Consider the following 23,242-nt stretch of genomic DNA (forward strand, 5'->3'; position numbering starts at 1 on the left):
ATAGATCATAGATTGGTCAAGAGAGGGAATAACATTGGTAGAATTGTTACAGTACGTTAATAATAGTATGGTTGTTGACAAGGTCCACCATAACAAGGATAAGGTGTTGGCGGTGGGAAAGGTGGTGGATATGGTGGATAATACGGTCTAGGACCGAAAGCCAATGCTCCGCCGAGCAGTCCACCAGCAATGCCAGCTAGAAATGGAACGCCAAAAAACGGAAAGAAGCGTGAGTCGCCTACTGGACCAATAGGTGCTGAACGGACTGGGATTGGTTGATAATATGGATACATGAACAAACCTCCTTTATTGGACTCACTTTTATCATATGGTAAATGAAACGTGGATGAGCGCGTACAAGAAAGGATATGTAAGAAAATAGGCGAATTATTGCGAATGTTGGAGCGTGAAAATCGTAATTTCAGGTTTTGACATAAATCTGAATGGGACACGTGTTCTTCCAAGGCCTCGATTGACATAGAGAGCTAAGTCTTGAATCGTATAGAAGCCTTCAACATAGTTTTTAGCAAGTGATGGGGTAATAATAGCGCCTACAAAAGGAATTTGTACTTGTCCGCCATGGCTATGACCAGAAAGTTGCAAGTTAACTGGATATGTAGCAATCAGAGGTGCAATATCTGGCTCGTGAACAAGAACGATGTTATAAGTGTTTTCCTTTGCTTGCTGTAGTGTCTCCTCTATTTTGGGTTTGCCTAGGAGTATATCATCAAGACCGAAAATTGAAATTTCACTATTATCCAGTAGACGTATTTTCTTTTCGCTATTTAGTAATAATTCAAATCCAGATTCGCGCATGATGTGTTCGTAGTATTCCGTTCCATATCCGCCGTGATCATGGTTACCATAAATAGAAAATTTACCGAAGGGCGCTTGTATATTTTTTAAAATGGATGCAACGAAAGGAGTGTCGGTATATGTTTGATAATTATCAATGAGATCACCAGTAAAAAGAACAATGTCGGGTTTTACAGCGTTAATTTTAGAAACGATTTGTGCTAAATGTTGGAGAGAGAAATAGTATCCGAGATGTAAATCGCTAAATTGAAGAATTTTCATACCATGAAAACTTTTAGGTATGAGTTGTGATGTAAGTGTATGCTCTGTCAAAGATAGTAAATGAGGCTCAATATATTTAGCGTAGTAGTATCCGATGCTAGTGGTTATAAATGAATATAGACAAGTGCGCATGCCAACTTTTAAAAAATCTCTTCTTGTAATTTTCTTCATAAAAATATGAGTATACCTATTTGACTTATATCATATGTGTTCGTTATATTTACAGGTTACTCAAATCTCCTTTCAGTTTATTTAAAATATATTTTAAATAATAAAAAAGTAGTATAGATTACGAAAAAAACGAATGAAAAGAAACCTCTTTACGTTAAAATATCAGAAAAGTTTAAAAATATAAAGATTTCTATTAAATAAAATGATAAAATGAATGTGTATTCATTTTTTGGAGGGGATGTATGTGAAAGAAAAGGTAGTTATTATAACAGGTGGATCAAGTGGAATGGGAAAAGGAATGGCGGTTCGTTTTGCAAAAGAAGGGGCACGAGTTGTTATTACAGGACGTACAAAGGAAAAACTAGAGGAAACAAAATTGGAAATTGAACAATTTCCAGGACAAATATTACCTGTACAAATGGATGTAAGGAATACGGATGATATTCAGAAAATGATTGAACAGATTGATGAGAAGTTTGGACGAATTGATATTTTAATAAATAATGCAGCTGGAAACTTTATTTGTCCAGCAGAAGATTTATCCGTAAATGGCTGGAATTCGGTCATTAATATTGTGTTAAATGGTACATTCTACTGTAGCCAGGCTGTCGGAAAATATTGGATTGAAAAAGGTATAAAAGGGAATATCATTAACATGGTAGCAACATATGCATGGGATGCAGGTCCAGGAGTTATTCATTCAGCTGCAGCGAAGGCTGGAGTATTAGCAATGACGAAGACGCTTGCTGTTGAGTGGGGACGTAAATATGGAATACGGGTTAACGCTATCGCGCCAGGACCAATTGAACGTACGGGTGGTGCTGATAAGTTATGGATTTCAGAAGAAATGGCTAAGCGTACAATAAAAAGTGTTCCGCTTGGAAGGCTGGGCACGCCAGAAGAAATCGCAGGTTTAGCTTATTATTTATGTTCCGATGAAGCTGCGTACATAAATGGAACTTGCATGACAATGGATGGAGGACAACATTTACATCAATATCCATTTTAAAAGGGATGAGAAAATGAATGTTTGATTCATTCTTTTATGGTTAAATGTGACGGAATTGTGACATATGAAAGAAAAGTGTTTACAAGAGGTTATATATACGTTATATTTAAGACCTCTTTTTTCTTCATAGTAGAATTGCTAATTCCCCTTAGCATTTTACCCCTCTAATCCCTTCAGGAAAACTGAAGGGATTTTTTATTATTTTTCCGTAAATATCATGTTATAATCTTTGAAAAGTAAAGGGAGGGAAGCACGTTGATAGATGCATTAGATGTAATGAGTAACTTGGATAAAGTCCTTCCTTATTATCAAGCTATTTTTAGTGCTGATGAGCATACTGTAATTGGATATGAAGTAGTAGGACGTATTCAAACAGAAGAGGGCATACAAAGTTTAGCTTCTTTCTTTCATGATGATTCTATTCCGAGTGAGTTTCAACTGGAAGCAGATAACATTATAGTAGAAAAAGCTTTAAATCGTTATTTAGAAAGTGATCAAAAACTATTATTATTTATACATCGGAATGCGAACGTATTAATGAACGATGATGATGAAAGTTTACTTCAACTGTTATTGATGTATGAAGAGCAAGGTTTAAATTTGAAACACATTGTTTTAGAAATTACAGAACATGAATGTAAAGAAGATATAGAGCAATTTAATCATTTGCTTATGTATTATCGTACATATGGTATTCAAATTTCGATTAATAAAGTTGGAACAGGTACAAGTAATTTAGAACGTATTAGCGTGTTAGCACCGGATATTTTAAAAGTAGATTTAACAAACTTAAGGCAAACTGCACTTTTACAATCTTATCAAGATATTTTATATTCTTTATCATTACTTGCTAGAAGAATTGGTGCGACATTGTTATATGAAGAAATAGATGCTTTTTATCAACTACAATATGCTTGGAAAAACGGTGGTAGATACTATCAAGGGAATTATTTGAAAGAATGCTTACCTGATTTTATTGAAACGAACGTTTTGAAAGAACGACTTGGTAATGAGTGCCATCAATTTATTCAACATGAGAAGAAAAAATTACAAAAAATTTATAATTTAACAGAACTGTTACGTGATCGAATTGGTGATGTTCTAACCAAACAGAAAAAGAATGAAGATATAAATGATTGGTTATTACAATTTAGCCAAAGTGTATCACAGTGTAGTTTTCGCATATTTATTTGTAATGAAGATGGTTTCCAGCAATCAGGAAACGTTATGAAAAAAGACGGAGAATGGATTGTGATGCCTGAGTATTACATGAAGAACTGGAGTTGGCGTCCGTATTTTCTAGAGAATATTATGAAAATGCGTTTTGAGAATAAGGCAAGACTTTCAGATTTATATGCTGATATTGAAACCGGTGAGATGGTACGAACATTTTCTTTCCCAATTGATGATGAAAACTTTTTATTTATAGATTTATCGTATGAATATTTATATGAAGAAGATGTTTTATTTTAATGCACGAAGAGATTCGTGCATTTTTTGTTTGTTTTTATCATAAATTGGTAATAGTGAAAATGGTGATGAAAATGCTGTCTATCGTTGTAAAGATTTTGCGAACGAAACCAGCCCTTTCTTTGCATAATCATTGTTACAATGAATACTACAAAGACAAGTTCTCTTAAAGGGAAGGTGAAAAAATGAGGAAATATGGAATATGGTTAGTTCTATTTGTATGCGTTGCCTTTCTAGTTGGTTATAGTGTTACAACTGTTTTAGGAAAAGAGGAAGTGAAAATTGATCAGAAAGAAGTGTTTACAACGATACAAAAAGGCTATGAAACCCAATTTTCAATTCGTGGGAAGCATTTGCCGATGAATAAGATGATAGAAATGTTATCACCGTATTTTACAGAGAATTTCCTTCAAGTATTTACAGATGAAAATAGTAGAAGTGATAAACAAAGTGGTGAATATTTACTTCCAGCAAAAGAAGCACCGTTTTCTTTTCATTCAGAAACGAAAATGTCATATGATGAAGAGCATAAAATTTTATATGTATATGAGCGGGCGAAAAGCGGACAATATCAAATTGTAACATTGCAAAGAGATCAAGGGAAATGGAAATTGGCCGGATATCATGAAAGCCAAGAACTTTTAACTGAAATAAAAAGATTACAACAATTATAAAGTGAAAATTTAAGCAGTGGGGGATATCCCACTGCTTATTAGCCGGCACCAATCGGGCGTTTACTGGCCGATAAATAGCGAAATAAAAATAGGAATAGGTTTTTACCTATTCTATATTGAGTAGCTGTTGTAATTTTTCAATTTGAAAACCAGCAACAACTTCTCCATCAATTACAACTGTTGGAGTTGAATAAGAATCATAGTCATATAAAAGACGATTGCGTGCAGCAGCGTCTTTTTTTACGTCAAATTCGTCATATACAACGTTATTATGCTTTAAAAATTCTTTCACAATGACACATGGCGGACAATCAGGTTGTGTGTAAACCTCAATTTTTTTCATTGTAATTCCTCCTTTTTTCTGTGTTTTATTATATTCTTCCAGTATAAAAATCGCAATAAAGAAGGCAAAAGATGCACTTTCTGTTTTTTCCTTCGCATTTCGACAAATTTTTAGTTGAGTTTCTGGCCAATAACCTTTATCCTAGACTGTGGAACATTTTTTCTGTTATGACGGATAGAATGAGTATAGCTGTAAAACCTATTGGTAGGAAGATCAGAGAAAGGAGAGATTTCATGTCTCTACTCCAAGGAATTTTAACTCGACTTGTTAGTCTACAAGAACAAGCTGAAAGCGGTGAAGTAGCACAACGCTATTTTGAAGTGAACGGTGAGCGCAAATGTAGCGTGAAATTTTTCGATAAAAGTGAAATGTATGAGTTAGAAGTGTATCAACAAGGTGAAAAACCTCAAGTGTATCAATTCGATAATATCGACATGGTTGCAATTGAGATTTACGATATCATTTCTTGATACATATAAAAAAGGTGTTGCCATATGGCAACACCTTTTTTAGTTCTATTACTTTTTTGTTTATATGTATAGGGATTTTTCATTTTTCCTACAATGGTAATAAAGTGAAATTGTAATCAGTGGGGCTTCTTCGTCCTATACTAATTACTAGCCATCACCAATTGGGGGGGACGGATAGCGGGATAAAAATAACGAGGAGGTGTGTTGTATGGAACGTTTACCAGTTGTGATTTGTCCTAATTGTCACAATTCTGCTGAGATTATTCATGTATTAACGGCTCAATCGAATCAAAATGTAATTTATACGTGCCAAGTTTGCCAGTATGTAATTCGGAATATTGAAACGAATAAAGGGTAGAAAGTTATAATTTTTGTTTTTGTCCCATACAATGAGAATACGAAAAGTCTGTCTAATTGAAAGGACGTGACTATGTGGCCGGTGAACAGACATTTTATAATGTTTCAGAGAGACATTTAAATTTTGATATGGTCTTTAGCCGTATTTGTAGTTTCATTGAAAAGGATCCACGAAATTTATATCGCTTATCCATTGGGACAGACTCACAAGCGCATCAAAAGGATACGAGGTTTATTACGGCAATTCATATTCATCGTGTTGGAAAAGGAGCCTGGGGGTGTTTACACCATAAATCAGTAAAAGATAAGCCAGCAACTTTACGTGAGAAAATATATTTAGAAACGCAGTTTAGTCAAGAAATCGCATGCTTATTTACTCCAAATCATATACAAACAATATGGGATTTATTGCATCCATTTGCTCAAGATGGGGCTGGATTTATAATGGAAATTCACTTAGATATCGGAAATGATGGTTTAACAAAAGAATTTATTCTAGATATGACAGCGAAAATTCAAGCGATGGGATTAACTGCAAAAATTAAGCCGGATGCTTATGCGGCATTTAGTTATGCAAATCGATATACGAAATAAAAAATATTTTCATATATCTTTCGTTAAAAACTGAATATTACATCTATTAAATAGGTTGGAAATTTTATATAATAAGAGTAACGATGCGAGTATAAGGAGAGGGGTATATGAAAAGGGAATTTGTTTTAACGGAAGAAGAGGAGAGCTTGTTACTAGATATTTTATTTCAGCAAAATTATGCAAGTGAAATTTTAGCTGTGGAACTTACAGATATTGAGAATGGTTTAAAAAAGACAGATGTGATGCAATATAAAAAAATCACAAGGTTATTTTACAGATTAAAAAATAAAGGGTATTAAGCGCTACCGCAATGGTAGTCTTTTTTTTGTGTTGTATGCTAAAATAACTGTGTAATTTTGTTTTTATTGAAATAATGTAAGGACAAAATAATAATATGAAAACGCTGTCATAAAATGTGAATAGAGTCGGTGATTATAAGCAGGAAAAAGGGAAAATGGGGGATGTAATATGATTAGTATTCCGAAAGACGAGTTTCAACAAATTTTTGTGAAAGATTTAATGATTTCATCAGAAAAAGTAGCGCATGTTCAAATGGGGAATGGTTTAGAGCATGCATTACTCGTTCTTGTGAAATCTGGATATTCGGCGATACCTGTTTTGGACCCGATGTATAAATTGCACGGGTTAATTAGTACTGCTATGATTTTAGACGGTATGTTAGGGCTAGAACGCATTGAGTTTGAGCGACTTGACGAAATGAAAGTAGAACAGGTGATGAAGGAAGACATTCCGGTTCTTAAGTTAGAAGATTCATTTGCAAAAGCTTTAGAAATGACAATTGATCATCCTTTTATTTGCGCTGTCAATGAAGAGGGGTATTTTGAGGGGATTTTAACGCGTCGAGCGATTTTAAAATTGTTGAATAAAAAAGTAAGGCAACATAATCGATAATGTGAGAAAAGTGACTTCATAGAAGCGGAGAAGTCACTTTTTTTCGTGCATATCAGTTGTGTATGTATTATATTTAAAAAGATAAAAAATATAAGAGTATATAGTTAAATTAAGGATGAAAAGCTTATTGAGATAAGGTGTATGGAAGCTAAGGAAAGAGGGAGAAAGTTGCAAATTGATGATTTTCAAATGATGGTTGTGTTAGCTCAGGAATCAAATATGAGAAAAGCGGCGGAACGTTTATTTGTTTCACAACCTGCGCTTAGTCAACGATTACAATCTATGGAGAAACAATGGGGAATGAAGTTTTTTATTCGCTCACAAAAAGGATTGACAATTACACCTGAAGGGGAAAAAGTCGCAAATTATGCAAAAGAGATGCTACAAAAGGAAGAGGATATTAAAAGTGAGCTAGCTGTTTTTAGAACAGAAACTCACGGAACGTTAAAAATAGCTGTTGCATCGGTTATTGGTCAATATTGGCTTCCTCCTGTTTTGAAGAAGTTTGTACATAAATACCCTTCAGTGAAAATATCGCTGTTTACTGGCTGGAGTAGTGAAGTGCAAAAGCAATTTTATGAAGGAGACGTTCATGTTGCTATATTGAGAGGCACACAGGAATATAAAGGTCAGAAACAACAATTATTTGAAGATGAACTTTATTTAGTGGATAAAGAAATAAAAGATATTTCGATGTTAAAAGAAACAAATAGACCATTTATTCAATTTAAAAGTGATTCGACTTATTATGGACAAATACAAAATTGGTGGTATGGTTTATTTTCTAATCCACCTAAGAGAACAATTGTGGTTGATCAAATTGAGACTTGCAAACAACTCGTTTTAAATGGTATAGGTTATGCACTGTTACCTTCTACTGTTTTAAAAGAAGTACAGGAAAATATGTATAAAACACCTGTTCAATTAACGAGAGAAACATGGTTATTGACGAGTGAATCGGCCAGACAATTGAAGCAAGTACGGGCATTTTTAGAAATTATAGAAGAAATTCAAATGGAAAAATAGGATTATTATCTTGCTACTCGCTCTATCGTTTGGTAGAGTAACATTATAAATGGATTTAGGAGGCAACAAGAATGAAAATGATGGACGCTAACGAAATTATTTCGTTTATTCAAAAAAGTGAAAAGAAAACTCCTGTAAAGGTATACATAAAAGGGGATTTAAAAGAAGTAACATTCCCTGAAACGGTACAAGCATTTGTAAATAAAAAGTCTGGTGTATTATTTGGAGAATGGTCTGATGTTAAGACAATTCTTGATGCAAATAGCAAGCACATTGTTGATTACGTTGTTGAAAATGACCGTCGTAATTCTGCGATTCCAATGCTTGATTTAAAAGGTATTAAAGCTCGTATTGAGCCAGGCGCGATTATTCGTGACCACGTTGAAATCGGCGACAATGCTGTTATTATGATGAATGCAACAATTAATATCGGTGCTGTAATTGGTGAAGGTTCTATGATCGACATGAACGCGGTACTTGGTGGACGTGCAACGGTTGGTAAGAACTGTCACGTAGGTGCGGGTGCAGTACTTGCAGGTGTTATTGAGCCGCCGTCAGCAAAACCGGTTATTGTTGAAGATGATGTTGTAATTGGTGCTAACGTAGTTGTGTTAGAAGGCGTTACAGTAGGTAAAGGTGCAGTTGTAGCAGCAGGCGCTGTTGTAACAGAAGATGTGCCTCCATATACAGTTGTTGCAGGTACTCCAGCACGTGTAATTAAAGAGATTGATGAGAAGACAAAAGCAAAAACTGAGATTAAACAAGAGCTTCGTCAATTAAACCCAGAGAAATAAAAACAAAAAAAGCGTAAGAGCATAACGGGCTCTTACGCTTTTTATAGATAGAGGTGTAAAAATGGCAGTAAGCAAATTCATTCAAATACGTAGAGATCTACACAAAATACCGGAAATTGGATTTAAAGAGTGGAAAACACAACAGTATATTTTAGATTACATAGGAACGCTTTCGAATGAGTATGTGGAAGTGAAGGTATGGAAAACGGGTGTCATTGTTAAAGTAAATGGAAAAAATCCAGAAAAAATTATTGGTTATCGCGCAGATATAGACGGTTTGCCAATTACCGAAGAAACTGGATATGAGTTTGCTTCTACTCATGAGGGAATGATGCATGCATGTGGACACGATTTGCATACAACAATTGGTTTAGGACTTCTAACAGCAGCTGTAACAGAACGAATAGATGATGACCTTGTGTTTCTATTCCAACCAGCTGAAGAAGGGCCAGGAGGGGCTCTTCCTATGTTAGAGAGTGAAGAGCTAAAAGAATGGAAGCCGAATATAATTCTTGGTCTTCATATTGCACCTGAATATGCTGTAGGAACAATTGCAACAAAAGAGGGGCTATTATTTGCGAATACATCAGAGTTATATGTTGATTTAAAGGGGAAAGGTGGACATGCAGCCTATCCGCATACTGCAAATGATATGATTGTTGCAGCAAGTCACCTTGTTACACAACTTCAATCTGTTATTAGTCGTAATGTGAACCCTCTTGATAGTGCAGTAATTACAATCGGAAAAATAACAGGTGGTACAGTTCAAAATATCATAGCAGAAAAGTCTCGGTTAGAAGGAACGATCCGAACGTTATCAGTGGAATCAATGAGTCGTGTTAAAAGTAGGATTGAGGCAATTGTTGCAGGGATAGAAGCTTCCTTTCAATGTGAAGCGGTCATTGACTACGGGGCGATGTATCATGAAGTATATAACCATGAAGTATTAACGAGAGAGTTTATGCAGTTTGTAAGTGAACAAACTGATATGAATGTAATTACATGTACTGAGGCAATGACAGGGGAAGATTTTGGTTATATGCTTCAAGCGATTCCTGGATTTATGTTTTGGCTTGGGGTAAATTCAGAATATGGTTTACACCACGCAAAATTAAAACCAGATGAAGAGGCTATTGAGAAAGCTATCGCATTTTTAGATCAATATGTGAAATGGAAAGGAACTAGAAAGTAAACTCGCTCGCCAAATTTGCAAAAATTTAAAGTGGGTACTTGTTAGTTCCAAGACGAAAACATCTTTCATATTTGTTTTGGATATACATCGGCATACAAATGGATAAAGCAATGAGCAGTGGTTTTAAGCCGCTGCTCATTATTCATTATCGCTTATTGAGAAGATGATTAGTTAACTAGCTTATATATGTTTACAATTCGTGTAGAAAGTGTGTAAAATCAATGTGAAACATAGAAAAAAGGGTGGGGAATTACGTGCAAATTAGCAGTGCAATGTTGTGTTTCGTCTTATATGCGTATGTTATTATTGCGGCGGTGTATTTTGGGATAAGTTTTTATGCCTACCGTTTAGTAGATAAACATGAATATGACGAAACATATAAATGGGTGAAGAGATATTTATCACCTGTATTAGAAATTATGAATGGGTTTGTACTCTTTTTATTTATTGGATTGATTGCTTTCTCAACAAGTTTAGTAGGGAATAAAACGACATTATTTGTACTAGGTATCATTATTTTTATGTTGTTAGGAATACGGATTGGTAACACGGTGTTTTGGAATGAAAGAAAAGTAGATGGTTGGACTGGAATGTTAATCCCGTGTATGTTAGCAGCTATCGTGACAAACATAGAGCATGAGTATTATCAATTGCATTTTTGGCTTATTATCGTTTTAACAATTCTTTCAGTTTTGTATATAAGTACGGTAGTCCTAACATACATTGCACATGAAAAAGGTGATGTGAAAGGAACTCTCTTCTTTAGAGGACGAGCATTATTTTGGAGTGTGCCAACGATGGCGGTTATAGGAATTATTGCGATATTAGTAAATGGATATCACTTTACTGATTGGCAATTATTTTTAGAAAATTGGTGGATTTTCATCATTTCGTTTATCGCATTTTTAGGTGCAACGCATTATTTATTCCATCAACATCATTATATATTGGCATTGTTATTCGCATTTACACAACTATTATTTGCTTTCTTTGGACAAGAAACGTTATTATTCGTTTTTGAAACATTTAGTTCATTTGGAAATATATTTGTATTTGGTATGTTAATTTTCAGTATCGCATTTTATTTACAACAGTATTTTTATATGCAAAAACAAAAATAAGAATGATATACAGGTTTTTGTAGCAAATCTAAAGTATGTTACAATAAAAACACATAGTATTCGATGTTATTGGAGGAATTCCTGTGGGTGAAAAAGAGAAAGAATTTGCTGTTATTGGGCTTGGACGTTTTGGTGGAAGTATTTGCCGAGAACTCGCTCAATTAGGTATGGAAGTAATGGCAATTGATTCAGATGAGGATAAAATAAATGAGTTTGCAAATATAGCTTCACATGCTGTAATCGCAGATTCAACAGATGAGATGGTATTAAAAAGTCTTGGTATTCGTAATTTTGATCATGTAGTCGTTGCTATTGGAGATAATTTGAATTCAAGTATTTTAACAACATTAATTCTGAAAGAGTTAGGTGTAAAAAATATTACTGTAAAAGCTCAAAATGATTACCATGAAAAAGTGCTAAGTAAAATAGGAGCAGACCACATTGTGCACCCAGAGCGTGATATGGGAAAAAGGATTGCTAATAATATTGCATCAAGTAATGTGTTAGACTATCTTGAGCTTTCGGATGAGCATAGTATTGTAGAGATTATTGCAAATAAAAAAATTGATGGTCATTCTTTAATCGAATTAGATATTCGCGCGAAGTTTGGATTGAATATTGTAGCAATTAAACGTGGCAAAGAAGTTATTGTATCTCCTCGAGCTACGGAAAATATTCAAGCGGGAGATATATTAATTGTAATTGGTCATGACGATGAAGTAGATCGTTTTAAACACTTTTTAAGATAAGAGAAAAGGACAATACCATGAAGGTATTGTCCTTTTTCTTATATTTCCATAATGATTGGTAAAATCATTGGGCGACGTTTCGTTTTCTCGTATAGGAATGGTGCTAATGTGTCTGTAATTTCATTTTTAATTTCAGACCATTGTGTTGTTTTGCGCTCCATTACTTTTTCTAAATGAGTTGTAATTAATGTTTGAGCATCATTAATTAAATCACTACTTTCGCGCATATACACGAAACCACGTGAGATAATATCAGGTCCTGCTGCAACTTTAAACTCTTTCATATCAATGCTTACAACTACAATAACAAGGCCTTCTTCAGAAAGAATACGACGATCGCGTAATACGATATTACCGATATCTCCAATACCATTTCCGTCAATATAGACAGATCCAGATGGTATTTTACCAGCTACGCTTGCTTCATCTGAACGAAGAGCAAGAACATCTCCATTATCCATGATGAAACAGTTTTCTTCTGGAATACCACAATCATTTGCTAATTTCATATGCATACGTTGCATACGATATTCACCATGAATTGGCATGAAATACTTCGGTTTAATTAGACGAAGCATTAGTTTTTGTTCTTCTTGTCCACCGTGCCCACTCGTATGAATGTTTGACAGTTTTCCGTGGATTACATCAGCACCAGCACGATACAACATGTTAATTGTACGGCTTACACTAATTGTGTTACCAGGGATTGGTGAAGAAGAGAACACAACTGTGTCGCCAGGAATGATTTGAATTTGACGATGAGTACCATTAGCAATACGTGAAAGTGCTGCCATTGGTTCACCTTGACTACCTGTACATAAAATAACAACTTTATTAGCCGGTAGGCGGTTTAGTTGAGATGTATCTATGAATGTATCTTTCGGACAGCGAATATAACCGAGGTTTTGTCCGATTTCAATCGCTGCTTCCATACTGCGACCGAACACAGCAACTTTACGATTGTTTTCAACAGCCGCTTCAACAACTTGTTGTAGACGATGGATATTTGATGCAAAGGTTGCGAAGATAATACGACCTTCTACTTTGCGGAAAATATCTTGGATACTATCACCAACACGGCGCTCAGACATTGTAAAGTTTGGAACTTCACTGTTTGTACTGTCAGATAAGAGACAAAGTACACCGTCTTTTCCGATTTCAGCCATTTTTGTTAAGTCCGCTGGTTCACCAACAGGTGTGAAATCAAATTTGAAATCACCAGTATGAACAACTTGTCCTTGAGGTGTTTTCACAACAACTCCGTATGAATCTGGGATACTGTGAGTTGTACGGAAGAAGGAAACAGATGTCTTTTTAAATTTAATAACATCATCTTCTTGAATTTCATAAAGTTTTGCTTTACGAAGTAATCCGTGCTCTTCTAATTTGTTTTTGATTAGCGCAATTGCTAATTTCCCGCCATAAATCGGGATATTTACTTGACGTAATAAGTAAGGAATTCCACCGATATGATCTTCGTGACCATGTGTAATGAATAATCCTTTAATTTTATCTTCGTTTCGCACAAAATAAGTGTAATCTGGTATTACATAATCGATTCCGAGGAGTTCGTCTTCTGGAAATTTAATTCCAGCATCAATAATAATAATTTCATCTTGAAATTGAACAGCATATGTATTTTTACCGATTTCACCAAGTCCACCTAAAGCAAAAACGGCAGCCTGATCATTCTTTAGAAATTTCATATGACTATACGATTTCCGCTAATGTTAAATCAGCGTTTTCTTTTTCATATTCAAGATGAGCACCAGTAACAGACTGAACGAACTCGATATTATATGCGAACTTATTTAATTTCTTACGAACATCCTTTTCAGACGTAGCCTCTAAATATAAAACTTTTGTATTTTCACGTACTGGAACCTCAGTCATTTTGTCTTGATAAAATACTTTAAAAATCATTTGGAAAACCTCTCCTTGTCTATGTTTTGCATTATCTGTTACTTATTATAAAGCAAACAGTCACGATTTTCATGTTTTTTCGAATGAGAATGAAGAAAAAGCCCGAAATGGGCACAATTTAAGCGATTGTCTTTTTACGGACTAGATCTTTTAAATAACGCTTGAGCTTTTTCTTCAGCTTCTTCAGCATGATTACTCCTTCCTTTCCTTATTTTAAACATGCATATTACTAGTGAAAACTCCGTCTCCGATATAAGAAAGAAGACAAAAGTGAATGTTGAATCTTGTCCTTTCTCATACAGGGAAAGTTATTCTATAGTAACGATTAGTAGCCGTTAGTTATAGGTATAGTATGAGAAAGAATAGAAAAGAAAATTCATACGAACAAGTATCCACATTTTTTACTAATATATATATGCAGGTTTTATAAAAAAGGTCAGAAAGTGAACGCTTTCTTCACAGATGTTTAATATGTTATACTTTTTTTTAGAATTTGAAAAGCGATAATCAAAATAGGAATATAGAGTAACAGAAAGGATTTTGACAAATGAATGATAAAATTGTCTTTTTTGATATTGATGGAACATTATTAGATCATGATAAGAAGATTCCGCAATCTACACGAGATGCAGTAAGACATTTACAAGAAAAAGGTGTGCATGTAGCAATTGCGACAGGACGTGCGCCATTTATGTTTGAAGATATTCGTGAGGAACTCAATATACACAATTATGTTAGCTTTAATGGACAGTACGTTGTATTTGAAGATGAGGTAGTATTTAATAACCCGTTACATCCAGCTGCCTTACATAAGTTTACTCAATTTGCAAAACAAGAAGGATATCCACTTGTATATCTTGATCATCAAGAAATGAGAGCATCAGTGGAATACCATGATTATGTGAAAGAAGGTTTTGGAAGCTTAAATTTTGAGCATCCGGCATATGAACCTGATTTCTATGAGAAACGTAATATTTATCAAACGCTTCTTTTCTGTGAAGTGAATGAAGAGGAAAAGTTTATTAATCAGTATCCAGACTTTCATTTTATTCGCTGGCATGCATATTCAATGGATATTATTCCAAATGGTGGTTCGAAGGCAAAAGGAATTGAGAAATTCATTGAAAAATTAGGATTTAACCGTGAACAAGTGTATGCATTTGGAGATGGCTTAAATGATTTAGAAATGATTGAAGCAGTTGGGACAGGTATTGTGATGGGGAACGGTCATGAAGACTTGAAAAAACTTGCAAATCATGTGACAAAGGATGTTAGTGAAGACGGCATATATCATGGCTTAAAATGGGCTGGATTGCTATAAGTGAATATGGAACCCATTTCATATAAAAAAAGGCGGAAGATTTACTCCCGCCTTTTTTTATTATCGCTCTAGAGGTTTTGAATGATCAGGAGTAGCAAATGGATTTTCTTTATTAATGTGGTCATAGAACATGACACCATTTAAATGGTCAATCTCATGTTGAAATACGATTGCTGGTAAACCTTTTAAACGTAATTTTACTTCTTCGCCGTTGATAGATGTTGCTTTCACTGTAATTCTTGTGTAACGAGGGACATAACCAGGTACTTCGCGGTCTACTGATAGACAGCCTTCCCCACTTTGTAAAAATGTACGTTCAACAGAATGACTAATGATTTTTGGGTTGAATAATGCATGACTATATAATGTACCGTCCGTATCTGTTACGTGAACCGCAATCATTTTCTTTGAAATACCGATTTGCGGAGCAGCTAATCCGATTCCAGGGCGTAAACTATATTTTTCAGCCATTTCAGGATCTTGGCTATTGATTACAAATTCAATCATTTCTTTAAGGGCAGTTGTATCTTCTTCGTTCGCCGGCATTGATACCTCTTCTGCAACGTTTCGCAAAATAGGATCTCCTTCGCGAATGACATCTTTCATTGTAAGCATATGTAATCTCTCCTTTCTTCTTTAGTCTACCAAAGGAGATGAAAAAAGTCATCGACAAGTAGGGAAGCGCTTTGGAAAGCGTTTTACTATAGAATACTTATGTATGTAATAAAGAAACAGACGGCAAAGCCGTCTGTTTCTTTCCATAGTTGTTTCATTTTACATTAGCGAATGCAAGCAGCACCAACGATAATTAAAAGAATAAACAACACAACGATTAAGGCGAAGCCGCGTCCAGACCCACCACAAGAATCTCCATAACCGTAGGAAGGATATGAACAAGTTGGATAGCAATATGAGTATCCGTACATGAGATGACCTCCTTTATCATTTCCCGCTAATATTGCGGTTACTATAATGTATGGAGGGAAGAGTAGAAATGTATGGGTAATTACCTATAAAAGGAAGAAGAGTTTGTATATTTTTGTTAAGAAGAGAGAAAAACTAAAGAGAATTAAATCGTTTACATATTATTCTAAGAGAAAAAACAAGTTAAAAAGGGAATAATATAACAGCAGGTTAATGCTTACTAATACAGATGTGAAAAATAAAAACACGTTTGTGTAGAAGAAACCTGCAGATTATTTATAAAAAAACGTATTCAAAGTAATTGACATCGTAATTAGAATAGTTGTAAACTAAAAAACGTGATCAAGATTGTATTAATATGTTTCTGAAAAAACATTAGTACAGATTGTTAGGTACACAAAATTATTCTCAACCGACAGATAAATTTGTTGGTTTACATTGTTGCGTTTTCAGTCTAGCTAATAGATAGTGAAAGCGTTTCAGAATATGGTTCAAGAGAGGAAGAGGTGAACGGAATGGGTACTAAAACAAAAAAGACCCTATTTAATGTTGATGAGCAAATGAAAGCTATCGCAGCTCAATTTGAGACATTACAAATTTTAAATGAAAAAGGCGAAGTTGTGAATGAAGCAGCTATGCCTGAATTATCTGATGATCAATTAAAAGAATTAATGCGCCGTATGGTGTATACTCGCGTACTAGATCAACGTTCTATTTCTTTAAACCGTCAAGGACGTTTAGGTTTCTACGCACCAACAGCTGGACAAGAGGCTTCTCAATTAGCAAGTCATTTCGCACTTGAAGCAGAAGATTTCATCTTACCAGGATATCGTGATGTGCCACAATTAGTATGGCACGGTTTACCATTATACCAAGCATTCTTATTCTCTCGTGGACATTTCATGGGTAACCAAATGCCTGAGAATGTAAATGCACTTGCTCCACAAATCATTATCGGTGCGCAAATCATCCAAACTGCTGGTGTTGCGTTAGGTATGAAACTACGTGGTAAAAAATCTGTTGCAATTACTTACACTGGTGACGGTGGTGCTTCACAAGGTGACTTCTACGAAGGTATGAACTTTGCGGGTGCATTCAAAGCTCCAGCAATCTTCGTTGTACAAAACAACCGTTATGCAATCTCTACTCCAGTAGAAAAGCAATCTGCAGCTAAAACTGTAGCACAAAAAGCAGTAGCAGCAGGTATTTACGGAATTCAAGTAGACGGTATGGATCCATTAGCTGTATACGCAGCAACTGCTTTCGCTCGTGAGCGTGCAGTAAACGGCGAAGGCCCTACTTTAATCGAGACTTTAACATTCCGTTACGGTCCACATACAATGGCTGGTGATGACCCAACTCGTTACCGTACAAAAGATATCGAGAACGAATGGGAACAAAAAGATCCAATCGTACGCTTCCGTACATTCTTAGAAAACAAAGGCCTATGGTCTCAAGAAGTTGAAGAGAAAGTAATCGAAGAAGCAAAAGAAGATATCAAACAAGCAATTGCTAAGGCTGACCAAGCTCCAAAACAAAAAGTCACTGATTTAATGGAAATCATGTACGAAAAAATGCCTTACAACTTAGCTGAACAATATGAAATTTACAAAGAAAAGGAGTCGAAGTAAGCCATGGCTCAAATGACAATGATTCAAGCAATCACTGATGCTTTACGCGTTGAAATGAAAAATGACCCTAACGTACTTGTGTTTGGTGAAGACGTTGGTGTAAACGGCGGTGTATTCCGTGCTACTGAAGGTTTACAAGCTGAATTCGGTGAAGATCGTGTAATGGATACTCCACTTGCAGAGTCTGGTATTGGTGGACTTGCAGTTGGACTTGCATTAGAAGGTTTCCGTCCAGTTCCAGAAATCCAATTCTTCGGTTTCGTTTTTGAAGTAATGGATTCAATTTCTGGTCAATTAGCTCGTATGCGTTACCGTTCTGGTGGACGTTGGACTGCTCCAGTAACAGTTCGTTCTCCATTCGGTGGCGGTGTTCATACTCCTGAACTACATGCTGATAGCTTAGAAGGATTAGTGGCTCAACAACCTGGTCTAAAAGTTGTTATTCCATCTACTCCATACGATGCAAAAGGTCTTTTAATCTCTGCGATTCGTGACAACGATCCAGTTATTTACTTAGAGCATATGAAATTGTACCGTTCATTCCGTCAAGATGTACCAGAAGGCGAATACACAATTGATTTAGGTAAAGCTGATATCAAACGTGAAGGTACAGATGTATCTGTTATCGCTTACGGTGCTATGGTTCACGCTGCATTAAAAGCTGCTGAAGAACTTGAAAAAGAAGGTATCTCTTTAGAGGTTGTTGACTTACGTACAGTTCAACCATTAGATATCGAAACAATCATCGCTTCTGTTGAAAAAACAGGCCGCGTAGTTGTAGTTCAAGAAGCACAAAAACAAGCTGGTATTGCAGCTAACGTTGTAGCGGAAATTAACGACCGTGCAATCTTAAACTTAGAAGCTCCAGTTGTACGTGTTGCAGCTGCTGATACAGTATTCCCATTCTCTCAAGCTGAGAGCGTATGGTTACCAAACCATAAAGATATTGTTGAAGCTGTTAACAAAGTAATGAACTTCTAATTTTTAGCTTTTCATGTGCAAAAGAAATCAGCACATGCTGGTTTCTTTTGTACATATTCCATAATAATGAAATGAATCAGGGGGCTGAATTCCGTGGCATTTGAATTTAAACTACCAGATATCGGTGAAGGTATCCACGAAGGTGAAATCGTAAAATGGTTTATTAAACCAGGCGATGAAGTAAACGAAGACGATGTACTTCTTGAAGTACAAAATGATAAAGCAGTAGTAGAAATCCCTTCTCCTGTTAAAGGTAAAGTACTTGAAGTACTTGTAGAAGAAGGAACAGTTGCAATTGTAGGAGATACATTAATTAAATTTGATGCTCCTGGATACGAAAACCTTAAATTTAAAGGTGACGATCATGACGAAGCTCCAAAAGCTGAAGAAGCAGCAGTAGAAGCTCCGGCAGCGGAAGCTACTCCAGCAGCAACTGCAGAAGTAGTAAATGAGCGCGTAATCGCTATGCCGTCTGTTCGTAAATATGCTCGTGAAAACGGCGTAGACATCCATAAAGTAGCTGGTTCTGGTAAGAACGGCCGTATCGTTAAAGCTGACATCGATGCATTTGCAAATGGTGGACAAGCAGTAGCAGCAACTGAGGCTCCAGCAGCAGTAGAAGCTACTCCAGCAGCAGCGAAAGAAGAAGCACCAAAAGCACAACCAATCCCAGCTGGTGAATATCCAGAAACTCGTGAGAAAATGAGTGGTATCCGTAAAGCGATTGCAAAAGCAATGGTTAACTCTAAGCATACAGCTCCTCACGTAACATTAATGGATGAAGTTGATGTAACTGAGCTTGTTGCTCACCGTAAGAAGTTTAAAGCTGTTGCAGCTGACAAAGGTATTAAATTAACTTACCTTCCATACGTTGTTAAAGCTTTAACATCTGCATTACGTGAATACCCAATGTTAAACACTTCTTTAGATGATGCTTCTCAAGAAGTAGTTCATAAACATTACTTCAACATCGGTATCGCAGCTGATACAGACAAAGGTCTATTAGTACCAGTTGTTAAAGATACAGATCGCAAGTCTATCTTCACTATTTCTAACGAGATCAATGATCTTGCTGGTAAAGCACGTGATGGTCGTTTAGCTCCGGCTGAAATGAAAGGTGCTTCTTGCACAATCACAAACATTGGTTCTGCAGGTGGACAATGGTTCACTCCAGTTATCAACCACCCAGAAGTAGCAATCCTTGGTATCGGCCGTATCGCTGAAAAACCAGTTGTGAAAAACGGTGAAATCGTTGCAGCTCCAGTATTAGCATTATCTCTAAGCTTTGACCATCGTTTAATTGACGGCGCAACTGCTCAAAAAGCATTAAACCAAATTAAACGTCTATTGAATGACCCACAATTATTAGTAATGGAGGCGTAATAACAATGGTAGTAGGAGATTTCCCAATTGAATTAGATACAGTCGTTGTTGGTGCAGGTCCTGGTGGATACGTTGCGGCAATTCGTGCAGCACAATTAGGTCAAAAGGTAGCAATCATTGAAAAAGCTAACCTTGGTGGCGTATGCTTAAACGTTGGATGTATTCCTTCAAAAGCGTTAATCAATGCAGGTCATCGTTATGAGAATGCAATGCATTCTGATGACATGGGTATCACTGCAGAGAACGTAAAAGTTGACTTTACAAAAGTTCAAGAATGGAAAAACGGCGTAGTTAAGAAATTAACTGGCGGTGTTGAAGGCCTTCTTAAAGGTAACAAAGTTGAAATCATTCGCGGTGAAGCTTACTTCGTAGATGCTAACACATTACGCGTAATGACTGAAGATGCAGCTCAAACTTACACGTTTAAAAATGCTGTTCTTGCAACTGGTTCTACACCAATCGAAATTCCTGGATTCAAATACTCTAAACGTGTTATCAACTCTACAGGCGCTTTAAGCTTACCTGAAATCCCTAAAAAACTTGTTGTAATCGGCGGCGGTTACATCGGTATGGAATTAGGTACTGCATATGCTAACTTCGGTACAGAAGTTACTGTAGTAGAAGCTGGCGACGAAATCTTAGCTGGTTTCGAAAAAGCTATGAGCTCTGTTGTTAAACGTGCTCTTCAAAAGAAAGGTAACGTAAATATCCATACAAAAGCTATGGCTAAAGGCGTTGAAGAAACAGAAACTGGCGTAAAAGTTAGCTTTGAAGTTAAAGGTGAAATCCAAACTGTAGAAGCAGATTACGTATTAGTAACTGTAGGTCGTCGTCCAAACACTCAAGAAATCGGTCTTGAGCAAGTTGGAGTTAAAATGACTGACCGCGGCATCATCGAAATCGATGAGCAATGTCGTACAAACGTACCAAACATCTATGCAATCGGTGATATCGTTCCTGGACCACCATTAGCTCACAAAGCTTCTTACGAAGGTAAAGTAGCTGTTGAAGCAATTAGTGGCCATGCATCAGCAATCGATTACATCGGAATTCCTGCAGTATGCTTCACTGATCCAGAATTAGCATCTGTTGGTTACACTAAGAAACAAGCTGAAGAAGCAGGAATGACAGTAGCTGTATCTAAGTTCCCATTCGCTGCTAACGGTCGTGCGTTATCATTAAACAGCACTGACGGTTTCCTACAACTTGTAACACGTAAAGAAGATGGTCTTCTTGTAGGTGCTCAAGTTGCAGGTGCAGGCGCTTCTGATATTATCTCTGAGATTGGTTTAGCTATCGAAGCAGGAATGACTGCAGAAGATATCGCTCAAACAATCCATGCTCACCCAACATTAGGTGAAATCACAATGGAAGCAGCTGAAGTTGCTCTTGGAATGCCAATTCACATTGTAAAATAATTTAAGTAATGAAAATAGCCCATCTCTTATTTAAAGAGATGGGCTATTTTTTATTTTAATAAAATGGCTTGCAAGGTCTTTATATGTACTTGTCGAATGAATATATAATACTTTAAATGAATCGGTAAAACATATATGAATTCAAAAGCTGTATATATGCTTTCGTATAATATGTAATTGATTCAAACATAATTCCATATATTAATAAAATAGAGCATGTCAAAGGAGAAGATTCCATGAGAATATTACATGTTATATTTTATCATTTTTTATTATGGAGTGGTTTTTCTGTTGTATTATCATTGTCAAATGGTGATAAGTTGCATTACAAAGTTATTCTATTTTTTGTATTCCTTTATTTAGCATATGTGATTGCATATTTTGTATTGCACATCAGAAAGCAGGCTTTATTCCTTACGTGTTCAAATTGCATACTTTTCTTAATCATATTTTCTATTCTTTAAATTAACGTTTATAGAAATACATTGTTCTTCCATTAAATAATTGTAACTCTCCTTCTAATTTCTTCGCTAGAAAACGGCAAAACTCATTTGCTTTTCCTTTATCACCGAATGTTGCATTAGGTGGTAAAGAAATCTGAATAAAAGATTGTTCCTTTTCTATACCAACACCAACATAAATGGAGTCATATCGATCGTGAGTAGATTGTAGTTTTAATGTTGTTGCTGATGTATCTAAAATTTCATAAGGAAAAGCGGTATTTGTATAAGCGTAATTAATTTGGACACCAGTTTTGGAAGTAACTGTTTTATAGTACTGAAAAAGTTGTTTTATATCATCTATTGAAACAGATTGTTGATTAGATTTAGGTACAAGCGTAATAAAGGCATGTTGCATATAAGTTCCCCCTAACTTAGTAGAATACCATCATTTTACATCCTACTGAATTTTTTGACAATTAAAAGGAGTATTCCTTTTTTTGTTTAATATACTAATGAAAGGTGATGTAGAAAGGTGGAAACCGATGTTTGAAAAATTGTATGATGAGCATGAAAGTGTGAAGGTACGATTTTTGGGGTTTATGACATATGATACTCGTTATGATTTTGGTGTTATTTATACAAATATGTTTTTTGGAAAGCCGCTCATTGTTTGCATGCAAACAGGAAGGTCTACCTTACTTGGACGAGATGATGTAGAAAATGTGCAACATATACAGGAAGTTTTTAAATTAGGATCAGAAGAGGAAGCAGCAGAGTTAGCTCAGTTTTTTAAATTTTTAGTCCCATCTACTTCTTTGCATGCGGAATATGAAGAATAATTAATGTAAAACAGTCGTACGTATAAATATGGCTGTTTTTTTGTTTGAATAACGCATACTAATTTAAATTGAAAATATTTAATGTGTTATACTAAAAACCTATTGACGTAAAAAGTATAACATATTAAAATAAAGACAGAAAGTTAAGCGGTTACAAAAGTTTTTGGGATTATAAACTTAGGGGGAAATGAAAAATGGGAACGATCGTATGTCAAGATTGTGAAGGTACAATTGCACACTTCGAGGATGAGAAAGTAACGGTACTTTACGGGAAATGTGGATCTTGCGGATGTGAGCACACAGAGCATACAAAAGCCCAATAATTGATAGGAAATGGACAGCTAAAAGTTTTTAGGACCATAAACTTAGGGGGAAATGAAAAATGGGAACAATCGTATGCCAAGTATGTGAAGGAACAAT

The 23,242-nt window shown here is 35.6% G+C and carries 28 protein-coding genes and 1 pseudogene; 21 read left to right on the forward strand and 8 right to left on the reverse strand.

Features of this window, described 5'->3' with window-relative positions:
- Positions 1 to 56 precede the first annotated feature (56 nt).
- Positions 57 to 293: a hypothetical protein gene (locus tag MR113_RS14715; RefSeq protein ID WP_048563234.1), complete on the reverse strand. Its 237-nt coding sequence runs from the start codon at positions 291 to 293 to the stop codon at positions 57 to 59.
- A 94-nt stretch (positions 294 to 387) separates the two neighbouring features.
- Positions 388 to 1,248, reverse strand: coding sequence for a metallophosphoesterase (locus tag MR113_RS14720; RefSeq protein WP_242255142.1), 861 nt, complete (start codon positions 1,246 to 1,248; stop codon positions 388 to 390).
- Positions 1,249 to 1,492: 244 nt separating this feature from the next.
- On the opposite strand from MR113_RS14720, the gene fadH reads away from it, so the two are divergent.
- From fadH to MR113_RS14735, 3 genes are all read left to right on the forward strand, one after another.
- Positions 1,493 to 2,257, forward strand: coding sequence for a 2,4-dienoyl-CoA reductase (gene fadH / locus MR113_RS14725; protein ID WP_242255144.1), 765 nt, complete (start codon positions 1,493 to 1,495; stop codon positions 2,255 to 2,257).
- A gap of 255 nt (positions 2,258 to 2,512) precedes the next feature.
- Entirely contained in the window at positions 2,513 to 3,730 is a 1,218-nt protein-coding gene (locus MR113_RS14730) for an EAL domain-containing protein (protein WP_242255146.1), read from the forward strand.
- Between the two features lie 182 nt (positions 3,731 to 3,912).
- Entirely contained in the window at positions 3,913 to 4,401 is a 489-nt protein-coding gene (locus MR113_RS14735; RefSeq protein ID WP_242255149.1) for a DUF3993 domain-containing protein, read from the forward strand.
- A 106-nt stretch (positions 4,402 to 4,507) separates the two neighbouring features.
- Here the strand turns inward: MR113_RS14735 and MR113_RS14740 are convergent, their stop codons facing one another.
- The gene (locus tag MR113_RS14740; RefSeq protein WP_242255151.1) at positions 4,508 to 4,744 is read right to left on the reverse strand and encodes a glutaredoxin family protein; all 237 of its coding nucleotides are present in this window, start codon (positions 4,742 to 4,744) and stop codon (positions 4,508 to 4,510) included.
- Between the two features lie 233 nt (positions 4,745 to 4,977).
- Here MR113_RS14740 and MR113_RS14745 point away from each other — a divergent pair, with 233 nt between their 5' ends.
- From MR113_RS14745 to MR113_RS14790, 10 genes are all read left to right on the forward strand, one after another.
- On the forward strand, positions 4,978 to 5,214 hold the full coding sequence (locus MR113_RS14745; RefSeq protein ID WP_000055151.1) for a YkuJ family protein: 237 nt from the start codon (positions 4,978 to 4,980) through the stop codon (positions 5,212 to 5,214).
- 208 nt (positions 5,215 to 5,422) lie between these two features.
- The gene (locus MR113_RS14750) at positions 5,423 to 5,572 is read left to right on the forward strand and encodes a hypothetical protein (protein ID WP_000440538.1); all 150 of its coding nucleotides are present in this window, start codon (positions 5,423 to 5,425) and stop codon (positions 5,570 to 5,572) included.
- A gap of 128 nt (positions 5,573 to 5,700) precedes the next feature.
- Positions 5,701 to 6,165, forward strand: a complete 465-nt coding sequence (locus MR113_RS14755) for a ribonuclease H-like YkuK family protein (RefSeq protein WP_242255166.1) — start codon at positions 5,701 to 5,703, stop codon at positions 6,163 to 6,165.
- Between the two features lie 107 nt (positions 6,166 to 6,272).
- Positions 6,273 to 6,464: an antirepressor AbbA gene (gene abbA / locus MR113_RS14760; RefSeq protein WP_000817794.1), complete on the forward strand. Its 192-nt coding sequence runs from the start codon at positions 6,273 to 6,275 to the stop codon at positions 6,462 to 6,464.
- A 169-nt stretch (positions 6,465 to 6,633) separates the two neighbouring features.
- Positions 6,634 to 7,077 (forward strand): cyclic-di-AMP-binding protein CbpB, encoded by a 444-nt coding sequence (cbpB, locus tag MR113_RS14765; protein ID WP_016086509.1) that lies wholly within the window; start codon positions 6,634 to 6,636, stop codon positions 7,075 to 7,077.
- 141 nt (positions 7,078 to 7,218) lie between these two features.
- Positions 7,219 to 8,103 carry a LysR family transcriptional regulator gene (locus MR113_RS14770; RefSeq protein ID WP_061678286.1) on the forward strand — a complete coding sequence of 295 codons (885 nt, stop codon included), beginning with the start codon at positions 7,219 to 7,221 and terminating at the stop codon, positions 8,101 to 8,103.
- Positions 8,104 to 8,174: 71 nt separating this feature from the next.
- On the forward strand, positions 8,175 to 8,897 hold the full coding sequence (gene dapD, locus MR113_RS14775; RefSeq protein WP_242255153.1) for a 2,3,4,5-tetrahydropyridine-2,6-dicarboxylate N-acetyltransferase: 723 nt from the start codon (positions 8,175 to 8,177) through the stop codon (positions 8,895 to 8,897).
- Between the two features lie 61 nt (positions 8,898 to 8,958).
- The gene (locus tag MR113_RS14780) at positions 8,959 to 10,089 is read left to right on the forward strand and encodes an N-acetyldiaminopimelate deacetylase (RefSeq protein WP_242255156.1); all 1,131 of its coding nucleotides are present in this window, start codon (positions 8,959 to 8,961) and stop codon (positions 10,087 to 10,089) included.
- A gap of 254 nt (positions 10,090 to 10,343) precedes the next feature.
- Complete coding sequence (locus MR113_RS14785; protein ID WP_242255158.1) at positions 10,344 to 11,210, forward strand: cytochrome C oxidase assembly protein; 867 nt, start codon at positions 10,344 to 10,346, stop codon at positions 11,208 to 11,210.
- Between the two features lie 83 nt (positions 11,211 to 11,293).
- A complete protein-coding gene (locus MR113_RS14790; RefSeq protein ID WP_000504032.1) occupies positions 11,294 to 11,959 on the forward strand; it encodes a potassium channel family protein in 666 nt (221 codons plus the stop codon).
- Between the two features lie 38 nt (positions 11,960 to 11,997).
- On the opposite strand, the gene rnjA is transcribed toward MR113_RS14790, so the two are convergent.
- Together rnjA and MR113_RS14800 are read right to left on the reverse strand one after the other, a co-directional pair.
- Positions 11,998 to 13,665 carry a ribonuclease J1 gene (rnjA, locus tag MR113_RS14795; protein WP_000670372.1) on the reverse strand — a complete coding sequence of 556 codons (1,668 nt, stop codon included), beginning with the start codon at positions 13,663 to 13,665 and terminating at the stop codon, positions 11,998 to 12,000.
- A 4-nt stretch (positions 13,666 to 13,669) separates the two neighbouring features.
- Complete coding sequence (locus tag MR113_RS14800; protein WP_000576434.1) at positions 13,670 to 13,882, reverse strand: DNA-dependent RNA polymerase subunit epsilon; 213 nt, start codon at positions 13,880 to 13,882, stop codon at positions 13,670 to 13,672.
- A 547-nt stretch (positions 13,883 to 14,429) separates the two neighbouring features.
- Between MR113_RS14800 and MR113_RS14805 the strand changes: the two genes are divergently transcribed.
- Positions 14,430 to 15,203, forward strand: a complete 774-nt coding sequence (locus MR113_RS14805; RefSeq protein WP_061678282.1) for a Cof-type HAD-IIB family hydrolase — start codon at positions 14,430 to 14,432, stop codon at positions 15,201 to 15,203.
- Between the two features lie 60 nt (positions 15,204 to 15,263).
- Here MR113_RS14805 and def read toward each other — a convergent pair whose 3' ends face one another.
- Both def and MR113_RS28595 read right to left on the reverse strand, forming a co-directional pair.
- Entirely contained in the window at positions 15,264 to 15,818 is a 555-nt protein-coding gene (gene def / locus MR113_RS14810) for a peptide deformylase (RefSeq protein ID WP_242255160.1), read from the reverse strand.
- A 164-nt stretch (positions 15,819 to 15,982) separates the two neighbouring features.
- Positions 15,983 to 16,063: pseudogene (locus MR113_RS28595) on the reverse strand (YjcZ family sporulation protein); the annotation flags it as partial.
- Between the two features lie 579 nt (positions 16,064 to 16,642).
- Here MR113_RS28595 and pdhA point away from each other — a divergent pair.
- The 5 genes from pdhA (at position 16,643) to MR113_RS14840 (ending at position 22,004) form a co-directional block, all read left to right on the forward strand.
- Positions 16,643 to 17,758: a pyruvate dehydrogenase E1 component subunit alpha gene (gene pdhA / locus MR113_RS14820; protein WP_097904475.1), complete on the forward strand. Its 1,116-nt coding sequence runs from the start codon at positions 16,643 to 16,645 to the stop codon at positions 17,756 to 17,758.
- A gap of 3 nt (positions 17,759 to 17,761) precedes the next feature.
- Entirely contained in the window at positions 17,762 to 18,739 is a 978-nt protein-coding gene (pdhB, locus tag MR113_RS14825; protein WP_000068163.1) for a pyruvate dehydrogenase complex E1 component subunit beta, read from the forward strand.
- Positions 18,740 to 18,832: 93 nt separating this feature from the next.
- Positions 18,833 to 20,122, forward strand: coding sequence for a pyruvate dehydrogenase complex dihydrolipoyllysine-residue acetyltransferase (gene pdhC / locus MR113_RS14830; RefSeq protein ID WP_071713168.1), 1,290 nt, complete (start codon positions 18,833 to 18,835; stop codon positions 20,120 to 20,122).
- Positions 20,123 to 20,127: 5 nt separating this feature from the next.
- A complete protein-coding gene (gene lpdA, locus MR113_RS14835; protein WP_061678278.1) occupies positions 20,128 to 21,540 on the forward strand; it encodes a dihydrolipoyl dehydrogenase in 1,413 nt (470 codons plus the stop codon).
- A gap of 236 nt (positions 21,541 to 21,776) precedes the next feature.
- A complete protein-coding gene (locus MR113_RS14840) occupies positions 21,777 to 22,004 on the forward strand; it encodes a hypothetical protein (RefSeq protein ID WP_242255162.1) in 228 nt (75 codons plus the stop codon).
- A 1-nt stretch (position 22,005) separates the two neighbouring features.
- On the opposite strand, the gene MR113_RS14845 is transcribed toward MR113_RS14840, so the two are convergent.
- The gene (locus tag MR113_RS14845; RefSeq protein WP_242255164.1) at positions 22,006 to 22,398 is read right to left on the reverse strand and encodes a DUF1885 family protein; all 393 of its coding nucleotides are present in this window, start codon (positions 22,396 to 22,398) and stop codon (positions 22,006 to 22,008) included.
- A gap of 127 nt (positions 22,399 to 22,525) precedes the next feature.
- On the opposite strand from MR113_RS14845, the gene MR113_RS14850 reads away from it, so the two are divergent.
- Positions 22,526 to 22,822 carry a DUF3055 domain-containing protein gene (locus MR113_RS14850; protein ID WP_048546469.1) on the forward strand — a complete coding sequence of 99 codons (297 nt, stop codon included), beginning with the start codon at positions 22,526 to 22,528 and terminating at the stop codon, positions 22,820 to 22,822.
- A 194-nt stretch (positions 22,823 to 23,016) separates the two neighbouring features.
- Positions 23,017 to 23,145, forward strand: a complete 129-nt coding sequence (locus tag MR113_RS14855; protein ID WP_002111499.1) for a GapA-binding peptide SR1P — start codon at positions 23,017 to 23,019, stop codon at positions 23,143 to 23,145.
- Positions 23,146 to 23,242: the final 97 nt, after the last annotated feature.

It is taken from the genome of Bacillus cereus group sp. BfR-BA-01379, from assembly GCF_022663605.1.
Lineage (GTDB): Bacteria > Bacillota > Bacilli > Bacillales > Bacillaceae_G > Bacillus_A > Bacillus_A mobilis.